The organism is Paenibacillus sp. P4_A7, assembly GCF_056402455.1.
The window spans coordinates 1-14,667 of sequence record NZ_JBFUHJ010000111.1; the positions used below are offsets into that span (position 1 = coordinate 1).

At 41.5% G+C, this 14,667-nt stretch carries 12 protein-coding genes; 8 read left to right on the top strand and 4 right to left on the bottom strand.

Translation table 11 applies throughout. The features are described from left to right. Both AC1DWN_RS15465 and AC1DWN_RS15470 read left to right on the top strand, forming a co-directional pair. Positions 1–214, top strand: a 214-nt coding sequence (locus AC1DWN_RS15465; RefSeq protein ID WP_477559792.1) for a benzoate/H(+) symporter BenE family transporter, incomplete at its 5' end; no start/stop codon positions are given. A gap of 91 nt (positions 215–305) precedes the next feature. Beyond that, positions 306–1,127 carry a uroporphyrinogen-III synthase gene (locus AC1DWN_RS15470; protein WP_477559803.1) on the top strand — a complete coding sequence of 274 codons (822 nt, stop codon included), beginning with the start codon at positions 306–308 and terminating at the stop codon, positions 1,125–1,127. On the opposite strand, the gene AC1DWN_RS15475 is transcribed toward AC1DWN_RS15470, so the two are convergent. The 3 genes from AC1DWN_RS15475 to AC1DWN_RS15485 form a co-directional block, all read right to left on the bottom strand. Next, positions 1,122–1,769: a lysoplasmalogenase gene (locus AC1DWN_RS15475; protein WP_477559793.1), complete on the bottom strand. Its 648-nt coding sequence runs from the start codon at positions 1,767–1,769 to the stop codon at positions 1,122–1,124. The two genes, AC1DWN_RS15470 and AC1DWN_RS15475, sit on opposite strands and share 6 nt — an antisense overlap. A 27-nt stretch (positions 1,770–1,796) precedes the next feature. Continuing rightward, entirely contained in the window at positions 1,797–3,167 is a 1,371-nt protein-coding gene (locus AC1DWN_RS15480) for an aldehyde dehydrogenase (RefSeq protein WP_477559794.1), read from the bottom strand. A 258-nt stretch (positions 3,168–3,425) separates the two neighbouring features. Continuing rightward, positions 3,426–6,029 (bottom strand): GH116 family glycosyl-hydrolase, encoded by a 2,604-nt coding sequence (locus AC1DWN_RS15485; protein ID WP_477559795.1) that lies wholly within the window; start codon positions 6,027–6,029, stop codon positions 3,426–3,428. Positions 6,030–6,218: 189 nt separating this feature from the next. Here AC1DWN_RS15485 and AC1DWN_RS15490 point away from each other — a divergent pair, with 189 nt between their 5' ends. The 3 genes from AC1DWN_RS15490 to AC1DWN_RS15500 all read left to right on the top strand — a co-directional run bounded on the left by AC1DWN_RS15490 (position 6,219) and on the right by AC1DWN_RS15500 (position 9,078). After that, on the top strand, positions 6,219–7,082 hold the full coding sequence (locus AC1DWN_RS15490) for a helix-turn-helix domain-containing protein (protein WP_477559796.1): 864 nt from the start codon (positions 6,219–6,221) through the stop codon (positions 7,080–7,082). A 69-nt stretch (positions 7,083–7,151) separates the two neighbouring features. Next, the gene (locus tag AC1DWN_RS15495; RefSeq protein WP_477559797.1) at positions 7,152–7,727 is read left to right on the top strand and encodes a TetR/AcrR family transcriptional regulator; all 576 of its coding nucleotides are present in this window, start codon (positions 7,152–7,154) and stop codon (positions 7,725–7,727) included. A 190-nt stretch (positions 7,728–7,917) separates the two neighbouring features. Continuing rightward, on the top strand, positions 7,918–9,078 hold the full coding sequence (locus AC1DWN_RS15500) for a cytochrome P450 (protein WP_477559798.1): 1,161 nt from the start codon (positions 7,918–7,920) through the stop codon (positions 9,076–9,078). 68 nt (positions 9,079–9,146) lie between these two features. Here the strand turns inward: AC1DWN_RS15500 and AC1DWN_RS15505 are convergent, their stop codons facing one another. Further along, positions 9,147–11,249: a helix-turn-helix transcriptional regulator gene (locus tag AC1DWN_RS15505; protein WP_477559799.1), complete on the bottom strand. Its 2,103-nt coding sequence runs from the start codon at positions 11,247–11,249 to the stop codon at positions 9,147–9,149. Positions 11,250–11,483: 234 nt separating this feature from the next. Between AC1DWN_RS15505 and AC1DWN_RS15510 the strand changes: the two genes are divergently transcribed. The 3 genes from AC1DWN_RS15510 to AC1DWN_RS15520 form a co-directional block, all read left to right on the top strand. After that, entirely contained in the window at positions 11,484–12,386 is a 903-nt protein-coding gene (locus AC1DWN_RS15510; RefSeq protein ID WP_477559800.1) for an ABC transporter permease, read from the top strand. Positions 12,387–12,399: 13 nt separating this feature from the next. After that, positions 12,400–13,293, top strand: coding sequence for a carbohydrate ABC transporter permease (locus AC1DWN_RS15515; protein ID WP_477559801.1), 894 nt, complete (start codon positions 12,400–12,402; stop codon positions 13,291–13,293). Positions 13,294–13,312: 19 nt separating this feature from the next. Then, the coding region (locus AC1DWN_RS15520; RefSeq protein ID WP_477559802.1) for an extracellular solute-binding protein at positions 13,313–14,667 on the top strand (1,355 nt) is incomplete at its 3' end.

A 14,667-nucleotide genomic window follows, 5' to 3' on the forward strand; every position in this document is an offset into this window, starting at 1 on the left:
GATTATTACAGGCTTCTCGTTAATTGGCGTATTTATTCAGAGCTTGCAATCTGCGTTTACCCGAACTGATTACCGATATGCCACAGCATTTACATTCGCTATCGCAGTATCCAATGTCTCCTTTCTTGGCATTTCAGCTCCAGTATGGTGCTTAGTTGTAGGAGTTATTACGGCGAAATTGATGGGTGAAGGCAAAAAAGTAGAGACCGTTTAGAGATAATAGGCTGTTCCTTTAATTTCCTTCATGTATAATGACGTTAGCGTAGATTCGTATAACTTGAGAAAGTACGGTGACGGGAATCATTATGGGGAATAAAGCATTGCAAGACAAACGTATTGTAATCGGTGGATCACAGAAAACGAATGAAATGAGTTTGATTATTGAGAAGCAGGGCGGTACGCCGATTATTCGTTCTCTTCAAGGGCTAACTATAATAGAAGATGCTTCTGTAGCTGTTTCTTTGCAGCAGCTAGCTAAAGAAGGTACGGACTGGATTATTTTAACGACTGGAATTGGAGCAGATAGCCTGCTTAAAGCAGCTGAACGTCTGGGGATTCATACAGAAGTGCTGGCTGCATTTACACAAGCAAAAATTGCAACAAGAGGTTATAAAACGTCGGCCTTTCTTAAGAGAACGGGGCTTAGTGCGGTTGTGAGCGATGACGACGGTACGGTACAAAGCCTTATGGAAAACCTCAAGGACAGCAACTTTGAAGGACAGCGTGTATTTGTTCAGCTTCATGGGGAACCATCCCCGGAGCTAGTCCATTTTTTGCTGGAAAAGGGCGCGTCGCATGTTGAATCGGTACTGCCTTACAGACATACACCGCCTGAAGACAGTACAATGGATATGCTTATTACGGAGCTGTCAGAAGGGTCAGTGGATGCCGTATGCTTTACGACAGGTGTACAGATACGATATTTCTTTACATATGCGGCTGCAATAGGTCATGAACAAACACTTATGACAGCTTTTCAGGGTCCAGTTCTAGCAGTAGCTGTTGGTAAAGTGACTGCTGAAGCGCTGGTAGTGCAGGGCATAGAACGAATCGTCGTACCTGAACTGGAGCGCATGGGAGCAATGATAATCGAAATTGCAAATTATTATGAGAAGTCTAGATTATAAAATGGTCTTATTAGCAGCTATCGTTCGAATGCTGTAGGCGATACAAAATTGTGCAGCGTAATAAGTCGTCATTATGAGCGTACCTGAGTAAGTTATATCGGATACAAATAGGTTCCAGGATAAAATAGAATCCGAGATTGTAAACAATACACTTCCTATTATAGCCCATTTGTGGCCCGTCATAATGGCAGACCATGTCATCAAGGAGATGACGGTTATATAGAGAACAACGGGCACGATTAAGGATTCATTGTTGTCTTTTATCAATGCTTGAACGATTTCAGAGCCCATGAATATGCCGAACAAAGCGATTGGAGCAATGGTTAGGACGCGAAGCTTCGAGAAATGCCATCTGTTTAGAAATGCGGACATATAAAATAAATGGCCGATGAGAAAAGCGGATAATCCTACAACAAACCATTGCAGCAGGCCGTCGCCTAGCATACAGAAAAATAATCCGATCAACAGCAGCCAATGATAGCGCTTTTTGGCGATAGGAAATTGCAGATAGGCAAACAGGATAATGAGCCACATCGGAATTAACTTGAATAGAATCTTGACGATATGCGGGTCGGATGGAATTACGAATATGTAGAGCAAACTCATTATTAAAATGAGTGCTGGTAGCCAGAACTTCTTCATTACATTTACTCCTCGCGTTGAATGATGTTATTTCAGGAACATCTTTATCTTTTTTAGACCATTTTTAATATGTGGATAGCGAAAAGGAATATCAAATAAGGTAGTTTGCTTCAGCACGCTTTTACGGTGTGAGAAAAGCTTGAAGCTGCTTTGACCGTGATAATTGCCAATTCCGCTGCTGCCAACTCCTCCAAAGGGTAAGTAGGGGGAGGTAAAGTGATAGACTGTATCATTTACACAGCCCCCACCAAAAGAAGCATTAGTGAGCACTTGCTGCTGTATATCTTTACTTTCAGAGAAGATATACAGGGCAAGCGGCTTTGGACGGCTATTGATTTCTTCAATAGCCTTTTCAATATCACTATATTCAAGTACAGGCAATATTGGGCCGAATATTTCATCCTGCATAATCGCACTCTCGGGTGTGACATCCGTTATAACAGTTGGCTCAATGATCAATCTGTCGCGATTGCTCTTCCCGCCTAAGACAACTTTCCCATCATGAAGCAAGGCTTGCAGTCGGTTAAAATGCTTGTCACTCACGATTCGTGTATAAGACTCGTTTTCTAGTGGTTTGGCACCATATAATTGTGCGGCAGCACTCTCTAATTCGGCGAGAAACGCTGCTTTAATGGAATGATGAACGTAGATATAATCGGGCGCTACACAGGTCTGCCCTGCGTTCATAAACTTACCCCAAGCAATTCGCCTCGCAGCCAGCTTCAAGTGGGCATCCTTGTGAACGATACAAGGGCTTTTGCCGCCTAATTCTAATGTTACAGGTATTAGCTGTTTGGCTGCAGCCTCCATTATTACTTTTCCTACAGGAATTCCACCTGTGAAAAAAATATAATCAACCTTCTCATTGAGCAATGCTTGGCTTGTTTCTACGCCCCCCTGCACGACAGCTATATATTCTTCTGGATAGGTTTCCTTAATTATATGCGCTAAGACCTCGGAGGTCCGTGGGGTTAACTCAGAGGGCTTTACGATGGCACAGTTTCCCGCCGCAATAGCACCAATAAGTGGCGCGATAGCTAACTGAAAAGGGAAATTCCATGGAGCTATGATAAGCGCAATTCCGTAGGGCTCATAATAGATGGTGCCTTTTGATCCGATGTGAGTGATCGGCGTTTTTACCTTGTTTGGACGAGCCCAAGAACGCAGATGCTTTAAGGCGAAGCGAATTTCCTTCAGTACAATTCCTATTTCAGTCGAATAAGCCTCAAACTCGGATTTGTTCAAATCGAGCTTTAAAGCTTGAATAATTTCTTTTTCATATTTCCTGATTGCTTCACCTAATTTACTCAATGCTTCTGTCCTGTAAGGGAGTGGCTTCGTTTCGTGTTTGTTAAAGAAGGCTCTCTGCTTACTGATTAGTGGTGAGTAATTTTCCATTCTGCCACCCCTTTAATGGTTATTCTGTTTGCTATATAACCGTATATTCGACTGGCAAACGCCTTATTCCTGCTGTTTAGAGAAGGTTAAACATGATGTGATGATATCATTCCAAAATAAGTAGGTTTCCTTAAAAAGGGTAAAAGCCAGCGCGGTCTACTAGGAATAGTAACCACTCTGGCTTTTAATTTTTTTGATAAGTTTACGGCACTTCCAATTTACACCTTAAATTCACACCTTAAATTCAATACAGCACCTTCATTTTTGAAGTGTAAATTCTAATACATTCTGCTCATCCAATGATAGGACGTCTGGAAAATGGATACGATCATCCTGTATGTGGAATTTCACAGGACGTTCTTCAACATGAACGGCTGTGATTTGGGATAGCCATGTGCTCGGAAGCTGGAATACAGATAAGTTTAGCGTCCCTTTTAAAACCTGTAGCTGTATGTGCTCTGCTTGGACGTTAAACAATCCCCATCCACTATCAAGGGACCAGAATGAACGGAATGTACCATTCTGTGTCAAAATAGGCTGAAAACCGATTAAGCCTTCTACCGCATTATATGTGAATCCGCTGTACGCTTGCAGCAAGGAATAACTCGCCATAGACCTTGCATAGTTGCTTCCGCATTCCATTTCGTTCCATGGATTTCTTTTCTCACCATCGTATCGTTCGCGGATTGCCGTTACAATCGAAAGTCCCTCGTCGATTAGCCCTTCTTGAATCATATGTGATGCGGCTTGGTATTCGAAGCCTGTCATTGTTTCCGATGCATATGTTAGCGGAACGGCTGGCTTTGTACTTCCTTCAGGCCAAGTACATATAACGATGCCAGCTTCATCATTGAGTGAGTACAACCGCCAAGTGTTAGCTTCATTCCTCATAGATGGTTTGAAATTATGATTGTAGAGCGATTTTAGAGCTTTGCGCACCTGCTGTTTATCGAATATTTGGCCGAGACCAMATAGATTAGCATGCCACTGTGCAATGACCTGATCAATGACACAGCCATCGGCAACCTGATATTTGATTTCCTGCACTTCTTCGTTCCAGTAGGACAGAATAGCATCGTCTTCAGAGGAGTTGTATGGCTCTAGTATTTTCCGATCCTGCAAGTCAATCTTTTGCATATAATATTCGCCGTTAAACAGGTTGTCATCTGTCCATTGACGTCCTTTTTCAAAAATTGTACGGTATTCCATTGCGACCTCAGGCTCTCCTAAATAATCAGCCATTTCCGCACCAGCTTTAAGCGCGGCTAGATAGAAACCTGTCAACCATGAATTAGGCCCATACAGTTCCATGTCCAGCGTATGGTGCTGTCTTCCGTCCAACACACCTCGCTTCTGTGGATCCCACTGATCTTTATTACTCTCGGCCCAAGCATATGCGATGGAGAGCTTAATTGCAGGCCAATTAGCTTTTAGGTTGCTCGTATCCCCGGAAATTTTCCAGTCGCGATAAGCTTTAATTACACCTCCAAACTGTCCGTCTGCGCACGCATGGAACCCATCGGCTGCACGGCCTACAGGAAGCATGAGGCGGAAGGACATTCTGCCGTCTTCGTGCAGGTTGTGCTTGTAATCCAGATCACGCATACTGCGCTCCAGCTTCGGGAAAAGAAAAGGCAGGGCGTACGCATAGTTCCATACATGGGTGCAAGAGCCTTCGCAGCAGCCGATATCCGCTATAGAGCCTTCAAATCCATAGAACGAACCGTCGGTTAGTCTTAAGCTTGTTGGCGTTTTTAATACAGACAAATTGGCAGAAATAGCTTCGATTACGACAGGAGGCAGCGTTGAAGTGAATAAAGCCTCTTTAAACAAATGGGTATCCGCATAAAGTCGGTTCCAATGCTGCAGCGCATAAGCCGCACTCTGGCTAGAATCTGCAAACAGCGTTGCGTAATGATTTTTCCAAAGCGTTGTGTTGTCCTTCTCTGGATTCCAAAAGTTATAGCAATTCGGATAATTCCAGCTGATGACAAATCGGATTGTTTCCTTTTGTCCTGGCAGCAAATTAATGTGCGCTGCTAGTGATGACATATCCTTACGAGCTGGAGGTGAGCTCTCGGGGTAATGTCTATTCGTCATAGGCCCGAACGTGGTAAAGTCCCGCCAGAACATCTCCAAATTATCGCACCAGCCGCCGCGATACCAGAATTCTTGATAACTAACAGCAGCGGCATCGGTGGCAACGCTAATATCGCCAAACTGTGGATCGTCTGTGGCGAATTGGTTAGAGGATAACTTTAAAGCATGGATGCTTTGATGAGCACTGCTGCTTTCCTGCGTATACTGATGAATGACGTTCTCTGAAGGAATCGAGTTGCCGACAGATAAGCAGGCTGTATAGGTAATGGGCAGCTCGCAAGTATTCACAAACTCGATTTCGAAGAAGGCAGCTGGCAAGCTTGAATCATGATCATTTAAAGGGATAAAGGGATTAAACGCATTTAATGTAATGCTTCCAGGGAAATTATCATCGGCAAATTTCATTTCTGCTAGTGGAAACTCTCCGCTGAAGGTAGTATCTTTGAAATGCGGCATGCCAGCCATCGTGTTGCTCTCTGGACCAAAGCCATATCCACTATGCAATGGAGCATTTCGCAGAGGTTCACCCACAAAGGGGGCTTGTAAATCACCTTGGAGCACACGAGCATCCAGTACCTTGCCATCAGCCTCTGCTTTTACAGCAAAATGGCTAAAGCCGTTGAAACTTTTTTTGTTTGGTCGATTGAAGATTTCCCAATCGATTAATCGGCCATTGCCCGCTAAGCCGATAGAGCCTGATCCAATTCCGCCAAGCGGGAAAGATATTTCTTTCGTCTTTGCATTTTTATATACTTTTTTCATCGTAATGCTCCTTTTATTTCGTATTTGCAGCTTGTTACTGTAATCATACTTATAGGCTAATATGMTATAATAATAGAAGATTTCGAGGATGAAATCTTTGAAGAGATCTACTATTCTCTTTGTAAAAAACGACTGTAATTAATAGCTTCTTGCCATTCGTGGAAGGTTATTCCCATAAGGAGACTTGGTATGGAGATTCAACAATATGATATTGTTCCTTACATTCGTCAGGCCGATTATGCGATTCGTCCTCCATTTTATTTGGGAGAACGCAATTTGCTGGATTACATCCTTTTCTATGTTCAAGAAGGAGTATTTGAAATTCCGCTTAATGGAGTTGTGCATACTTTAAAAGAAGGCGACTTTTGTTTGCTTCAGCCTGGGGATATTCATATGATAAAAGGGTTAACCAATACAATAAACCCTCATATTCACCTGGATTTCTTCTATAATCCGCTTCGAGAACAGAGCTTTATCACGTTGCCAGGGCAGCTGGATATGACGAATCATATGTCGTTTATGCAACCGAGGCTGAATGATTTCACAGCGTTTGAAATCCCGCTTAAGCTCAATTGCAGCCAGCCGCAGAGAATGCGTGATCTGCTGTTCAAAGCGATTGAACTTTGGCAGCTTCAAACCTTCATTAGCCGGACGGAGGCTAACCAATTCGTTTATGAATGCGTGACGGCAATCATTAAAGATTATATGAAACCACAGCCTTCCTCTATCCAGCCCAAACCTTTTCTAAATTGGATGACCTCGTATATTTCATTTCACTTCTCCGAGCCGATCACGGTAAGTGATATGGCACAAAGAGCAGGCATTTCAACGTCGAGGTTTCAGGTTCTATTCAAGCAGGCCTTTGGGACTTCCCCCTATCGGTATTTACTAAAAGTTAGGATCGACCATGCAATGGAGCTGCTTAGGAATGATCATTCGATTCAGCTAGTTAGTGAGTATTGTGGGTTTTCAGACGTGCATCACTTCTCTAATGCTTTCAAAAAAGCAACAGGGATCACTCCCGGTAAGTATAGGGATAGGTTTATAGAATAGGTGACGGGTATAGAGTATAATGAAATGAAAAACCTTGGTCTATAAATCTAAGGTAAAGGCAGGATGAAGATGAGCAGAGTCAAAATTTTGGAGGCGGCCCTTATCGTATTTTCTGAAAAGGGGTATCATCGGGCAAGCATGGATGACATCGCTTTGGAGGCCTCTGTTGCAAAGGGAACGTTATATTATCACTTTCCGTCTAAAGCACAATTGTTTAAGGCGCTAGTTATCGAAGGGCTGGAGATGATTACTAGCAGGGTCAGTGAAGCTCTGAATGAAGATTTGTCACCTAGTGATCAGGTCTTGCTTGCGATTAAACATAATATTGGACTGTACCTGGAATATAACAGGTTGGCACATATCTTTTTCAATGAGATGTCAAACGGAATTGAGCCGGAAATTTTGAGTGAAATGAAAGAGCTTCGTGATGGATATATTGGCTTTATTGCTTCGCTACTGGAAGAGGGCTGGCGTGATGGCATGTTTAAGGAAATGAACTTTAATCTGGCTGCTGCAGGCATCTTTGGTATGCTTGATGGTCTTTGCAGCTATTATTTGAATCATAAAGACGATCTGAAACAAGAAGAGATCGAACAATTTATGTACATGTCCGTTACTTCTACACTTTTTTTGAAGCAAGAATGAAATTCAAGTAAACTTAAGTGAATAGTGTTTGTCTAAGCCTCCTTACTCTAAGGTAGGTCTTTTTTTTGCTTTAAAAAAGCAGGATGAGATTGACAGTTAAACATATATTTTGTATGATTTGTACTGACTAGTCAGTTTATCGTGATTGTGATATCAGTTCGTAAATAAAACAGGAAGTGTGGTGGATGTTATGGATTGGTTAAAAACGGATAAGCTGATACCGCTATTGTGGTATAAACAGATGTGGGATCATGACCCAGTCTCTTTTAATAAAGAGTCGAATACGTGGTCTGTGTTTCGGTATGATGATGTCAAAATGATATTGTCTGATCATGAGCACTTTTCGTCTCAATTTACGGAAAAGCCGCAAAAGGAGGAGCCAATTGAAGCAAGTATTCTGCGGACAGATCCACCCAAGCAGAGGCTGCTGCGCAGGTTAGTCATGCAGGCTTTTACTCCTAAAGTAATCGAAGCGTTGGCGCCAAAAATCGAGGAAATTGCTGATGAGCTGCTGGATCGGGTGGCCTCCAATGGACGTATGGACATCGTTCATGATTATGCCAGCCCACTTCCTATCATCGTTATTGCTAAAATGCTTGGAATTCCATCTAAGGATCTTGAACGGTTTAAGGAATGGTCGGATGCACTAGTTGGAAACGACTATTCGCGTTATTTGCAATGCCAACAGGACATGAGTGAATATTTCGGTGATATCATCGAACAGCGCCGCCAACAGCCAGAAGAAGATTTGATTAGCAATCTCGTACGCGCCGAATGCGATGGTGAAAAACTGAATGAGCTGGAACTAATCGGATTTTGTATACTGCTGCTTGTAGCGGGGAATGAAACGACGACGAATCTCATTTCGTCTGCTGTTCTTTGTCTCGAAAATCAACCTTCCGTACTATCGGGAATAACGGATGATTTATCGCTGCTTCCGCAAGCAATCGAAGAAGTGCTGCGTTATTGTTCACCTGTCCAATCCATGTTCCGAAGGGTGAAAAAAGCGACTGAGCTGCACGGAAAGCAATTCGAGGTAGGGCAGGAGGTCGTCGTTTGGATTGGATCAGCCAACCACGATGAAAGGGTATTCGCACAGCCAGAGCAATTTGATATACGACGTGGACCGAATCCGCATCTTGCTTTTGGTCAAGGGATTCATTTTTGCCTGGGAGCTTCGCTTGCTCGGCTGGAGGCAAAATTTGCGCTCACAGTATTGCTGCAAAGAATCAAAGGCTTGCAGCAGGAAGCAGATTCTACATTGGAAAGACTGGATAGTTCAATCGTTTTCGGTGTGAAAAATTTAACTATATGCTGGGATACGAATCGTGAGAGCAGCCTAGTTTTATAGAATTGAGGTTCAAGGATGTGGCTGGAGAATGGAACTGGAATCACCCATTTGTTCCATTCTCCAGTTATTCAGTTTTCCATGAATGCATTCTCCATCGGGATCTTCATGTACTGTGTAGGCGTAGTTCCGAATGTTTTTTTGAAATGCCGGGTAAACGTCTGCTCACTGAAATATCCGACCCTATCTGCAATTTCTTTAATGGTCAGATGAGGGTGCTGAATCTGCTGTTTAAGAGCCGCGTTCATGCGGACATTTTTAACGTAATGTGTAATATTATAGCCGGAATTTTTTTTGAAATAGCTTGATAAATAAACGGTAGTAATGTTGAATTGATCGGCAATAATAGTAAGCGACAAGTCCCTGTTGTAGTTTTCATCAATAAAAATAACGATCTTATCGTACAGCGTCATATCTTGATTGGTTGAGTAAGAGGTAAGTGCATCATATTTATGGAGCAGCTCCATATAAATCACCTCTGGATTGCGAGCTGTGCTCAAGTCCAATTTTAGAGCTTCACCTAAATGAGTCGTTTTGATCTTTTTGCTAGAGATGATGACGTTGAACAAATCGTTTAAGTATCGATGAAGAATACGAATGTCCTGATAAGTCATTCGCTTCATCAAACTACGAACGGTGCCGGCAAAAAATTGTCTCAAGCTTTCTTGATTACCCTTTAACACATAAGCAATTAGCTCCTGCTCCTTATCGATAGAGAGGGCAATTGATGTTTCTTGGATCAAGATGTGATCGGTGAAGTTAGCGATATGATAGGCGGCTTCCCAGTTGTAGGGGGATTGCTCAATAGCTAGAGTGCTTTCCTGAATGGCTTGATGTATCGTGCTAATATCCGTCATATACCCGCTGATGCCACACATGATGAAATAACCTTCAGATACGATTGTATCGAGAATTACAGGCAGCTCTCGGCTCATATCAACAGGGTTCATATTATAGATGAGGTAGGTACCGGCATCCATTCGGTTAATTAATTTATGGACAGTAAAATACGCAAACAAATGCTGCTCCAGCGTCTTGTAGGCATGCTCGAGGCTGGTGCCGCGATGTGTTTCGATAAAGAAAGTCAGAATATAACCGTTATTATACACGTTATGAAGAGCTTGGAGCATCTCCTGCGGAATGTCCTGCGATGTGTCAGAAGCAAGTCGTAAGAGCGCATTTTGCTCCATAATCGTATTTTGTTCATTCAATGCTTGCTTCATCATTAGGTTGGTAGAATTCAGGCTTTTAATTGTTGATTTGATCGGTCTATAAATGGTCATATTTGCCATGAGCAACCCAGTGGATATGATCAGAAACACAATGAACAGAAGCATCGTATATTGATTGGTTTGGCGAATTTTTTGCTGCAGGATGCTTTCAGGGTAAAGGACTGTATATTTGAACCCGTTTAATGTTAATTGAATGGCGGAATATTTTTTATTATCAATAACAAAAGTAGAGACATCAGACCGCAACTGCTGTCTTAATTCTGCTGTAACCTTGGAATTCCCCGCTACCATCCCACCGCTTTCTGTTGTAATCCATATCATATTGTCTAGTATTTGTGCGGATTTACGTAAATCACTTTCAAGACCCGATTTGTTGATTTTGACTATGATTGATCCAACGTTATTAATTCGATATACATAAGTCATGAACCGATCATAATTTTGGAAAGTGTCACTTTGCTCTATCAGGTGTAGACAATTACAGGTGAAATCAGCGCTATCCAAGGAGAGCTTCTCATAGAATAGGTCCAATTGGCGACTACCATCAGCACTTGTTACGTATCCTTTATCCTTAAAATAGACGAAAATGGAAGATTCAAACGGCAGCAGACGACCCAGTTCATTCAGCTTCTGATTGAACTGTATTAACATCGACTTGTAACCCATTGCACTGGAATCCGTTTTGTTAAGATAAACCATGTCCATATTCATGCTTAATGAATAGACACTTTGCTTAAGCTTACTAAGCTGCTGATCAACATCTCCGGCGATATCTATTAAGGAATCTTTGTTTGTTTGATTAAGATTTTGTATGACTGTATTTTTGAAATACTGGGAGTTGTAAAGCAATATTGAAGAAAAAAGAAGAGTGAAAATCAGGTTAAGCGCAACAATTTTAACGTACATACTTTGGTTTTTTAGTTTCATAAGCGTAGTTTTCATACAGTCACCCCCTCTATTCTATTCTACTAATCCGAAATGACAGCGATTACATTCCTTCGTTAATCATACGTATTTTTAATAWGAAAATCTATATCCACATTAAAAACTGACGCCCATATTAAATACCGATAGGCTTTAGATATTGAAAACTGACCCTCTTATTAAGTTCCGTTTCTTGTCCTCCTTCTAGCTTGGAATTACGCTATAACCAGAACGAAGGAAAGGAGGAAGACATTGAAATCATTTATGACCCAATGCTACAGGCAGCGTAACCTGCTATTGATGGTACTGCCCGGTTTACTTGTTGTAATCGTTTTCAAGTACCTGCCCATCTATGGAATCTTGATCTCATTTAAAAACTACGATGTTGCAGCAGGAATTTTTAACAGTCCATGGGTAGGTCTCAAACACTTTTATTCGTTTTTTAATAACCCATTGAGTCCAAGATTAATTAAGAACACATTTTTGCTGGGCATCTATACTTTGATATGGAGTTTTCCAGCACCGCTCATTCTTGCTTTACTCTTAAATGAAGTGAAGAACAAATTTTTCAAGAGATCCGTGCAGAGCATCATTTATTTTCCACACTTTCTGTCGGTCGTGATTATCGTCGGTTTTATTAAAGAATTTACGGCACTTGACGGTCTGTTTAACCAAATTATAAGTTGGTTTGGAGCCGAACCATTTCCGATGCTGGCAAAGTCAGAATTTTTTCGAACGCTCTTTATCGGATCGGGCATTTGGCAAGGTATCGGCTGGGGAACGATTATTTATTTAGCGGCATTGTCAGGTGTGGATGAAGCACTTCATGAAGCTGCAACTATAGACGGGGCGAATAGATGGCAGCGGCTGTGGAATATCACTTGGCCTGCGATCATCCCTGCAACGACCATCTTGTTTATTTTATCGCTTGGAAGTGTTGTCGGGACAGATTTCCAAAAAATTTTATTGATGTATAATCCGAATATTTACGATACAGCAGATGTAATTGATACCTATGTGTATCGCCAAGGAATTCTCGGAGCTCAGTACGAATACAGCACAGCCGTAGGGCTTATGCTTTCGGTAATCGCTTTCATCTTTGTGGCGGGCGGCAATTGGATATCCAAGAAGGTTTCCGAAACGAGTCTATGGTAGACGGAGAGTGACTATGAACATCAAGCATTATAAACAAGGAATAAGTTCCAAAATATTCGATTTCAGTAATTATATTTTCTTAATTGGTTTATGTATTATCATGTTATACCCGTTATTAAACACATTTGCGATTTCACTCAGCAATCCTGAAATGATAATTCAAGGGAAAGTGAGTTGGATTCCACGTGGATTTAACCTAGAAGGCTATAAATATATCCTCTCGGAATCGAAATTACTTACTGCATTTTGGAATACGGTCGTCTATGCTGGGATAGGCACATTTGTAATGTTACTGCTAACATCGATGATAGCATATCCGCTTACATTACAGAATTTTGTCCTGCGAAAGTTCACGATCATTTTTTTGACCATTACGATGTTTTTTGGAGGCGGGTTAATACCTACCTATTTGCTAATCCGCAAGCTGCATATGCTGGATACACTGTGGGTTATGGTTATCCCAGGTGCCATATCCGCCTTTAATGTCATTTTATTTCGAACCTTCTTCAAAACGATTCCGAAAGATTTGGGTGAGTCGGCCTATATGGACGGAGCGAGCGATTTTCGGATTTTGTTCCAGATCTATTTACCAATTTCCAAAGCATTGCTTGCGACATTCGCGTTGTTCGGAATTGTGGGAGCGTGGAATGGATGGTTCGAGGCATTAATTTATTTGAATAACGAGGATAGATACCCCATTCAGATGATTTTGCGGCAAATGGTTTTGGAGGCGGATAGCTCAACAATGAACGCGCAAACCTTCAAGTTGATGACTGATATGAAGATTCATAGCAAGAATATTAAGATGGCAATGGTGATGGTTACCATTATACCGATGCTATTACTCTATCCTTTTTTACAAAAGCACTTTGCTACAGGTATGATGATAGGTTCGATTAAAGGCTAAATTTGAGAGGATGGTTAAAATGAAAAAGGGGAATAAAACAAAAATAGTAGGTTTATCTGTAATGGCATTGCTGCTGTTGTTCACTATTGTACTTGGAGGCTGTTCGTCATCCTCTAACTCAAACAAGGATTCGGAATCAAGTGATGACAAAACACCGCTCAAAKTGTCGATCATGGCTGCATCCTTCGGATCCACTCCGGAAAATACTGAAATTCAGAAGGAATGGCAGAAGAGAATGGAAGCTTACATCGATCGTCCATTAGATATTGACTGGAGGTATATTCCTTGGGGAGAGTATGCTGACAAATTTAAGCTGACTCTTGCAAGTGGTGATCTGCCGGATATCATGACCAACTCCGGAGGAGAATTAGCTGTTCAATATGGTAGACAGGGCACCGTTCTCGATATATCAAAATATTTGGATCACGCTCCAAACTACTCAAGGTTCCTCGAATCCACACCGTATGTTAAAACGAGTATATATACACCGGAAGGCAATATGTATTTCTTTGGTGATGGATTTATCAATAATGAAAATAATGAAGGATCAGCGTACGGCTCGATATACCGATTCGACATCTTCAAGAAACACGACATCAAGGTTCCAGAAACCCAAGATGAATTTTACGCAGCAGCAAAAAAACTGAAGGAGTTGTACCCAGATAGTTATCCGGTTAATTCATTCGGTTGGCCAAAAGTGCACGAAGGATTTCTATATTCGAATCACACAAACTCGGATATTTACTGGAATGGTACTGAGTTTACGTATGGTGCAACTTCGGATGCCTTTAAAGAAGCGCTTATGTTTTTAAACAAGATGTATATGGAAAAATTGTTGGATCCCGAGATTATTACACAGTCTGATGATCAGGTAAAGCAGAAGGCAACGACGGGCAAGTCCTTTATGATTCCGCTTGCTTGGTACGGGTTTGGAGATGAATTTAACAGCATGACGAAAGGCACTATGGAATGGGGTTCCGCATTACTACCTAATAACAATAAATACGGTAAGTCTTGGAAAATGGAATCTACTAAACCGGGACAAATCGTTCAACCTTATAATGGTGTACTCATTTCTGCGAAGGCAAAAAATAAAGAGCTGCTCGTAAAAATGGTAGATTATCAATATTCTCAAGAAATGATGGATCTTATCAACTGGGGTATTGAAGGAAAGACGTATGAAATTAAGGATGGTAAAAAGAGCTTTTTGCCAGATAGTAAGAATGTGGATATATTTGGTGATGGTAGTCGCCAAGGAATAGTCTTTACTCCACAGGATTTCAGTGCTAACGTCGCAAGATATAAACCAATGCCATTCTATGCAGAAGGAAAATATACGAGTGAAAACATATTCGAAGCTACGAATAAATATGG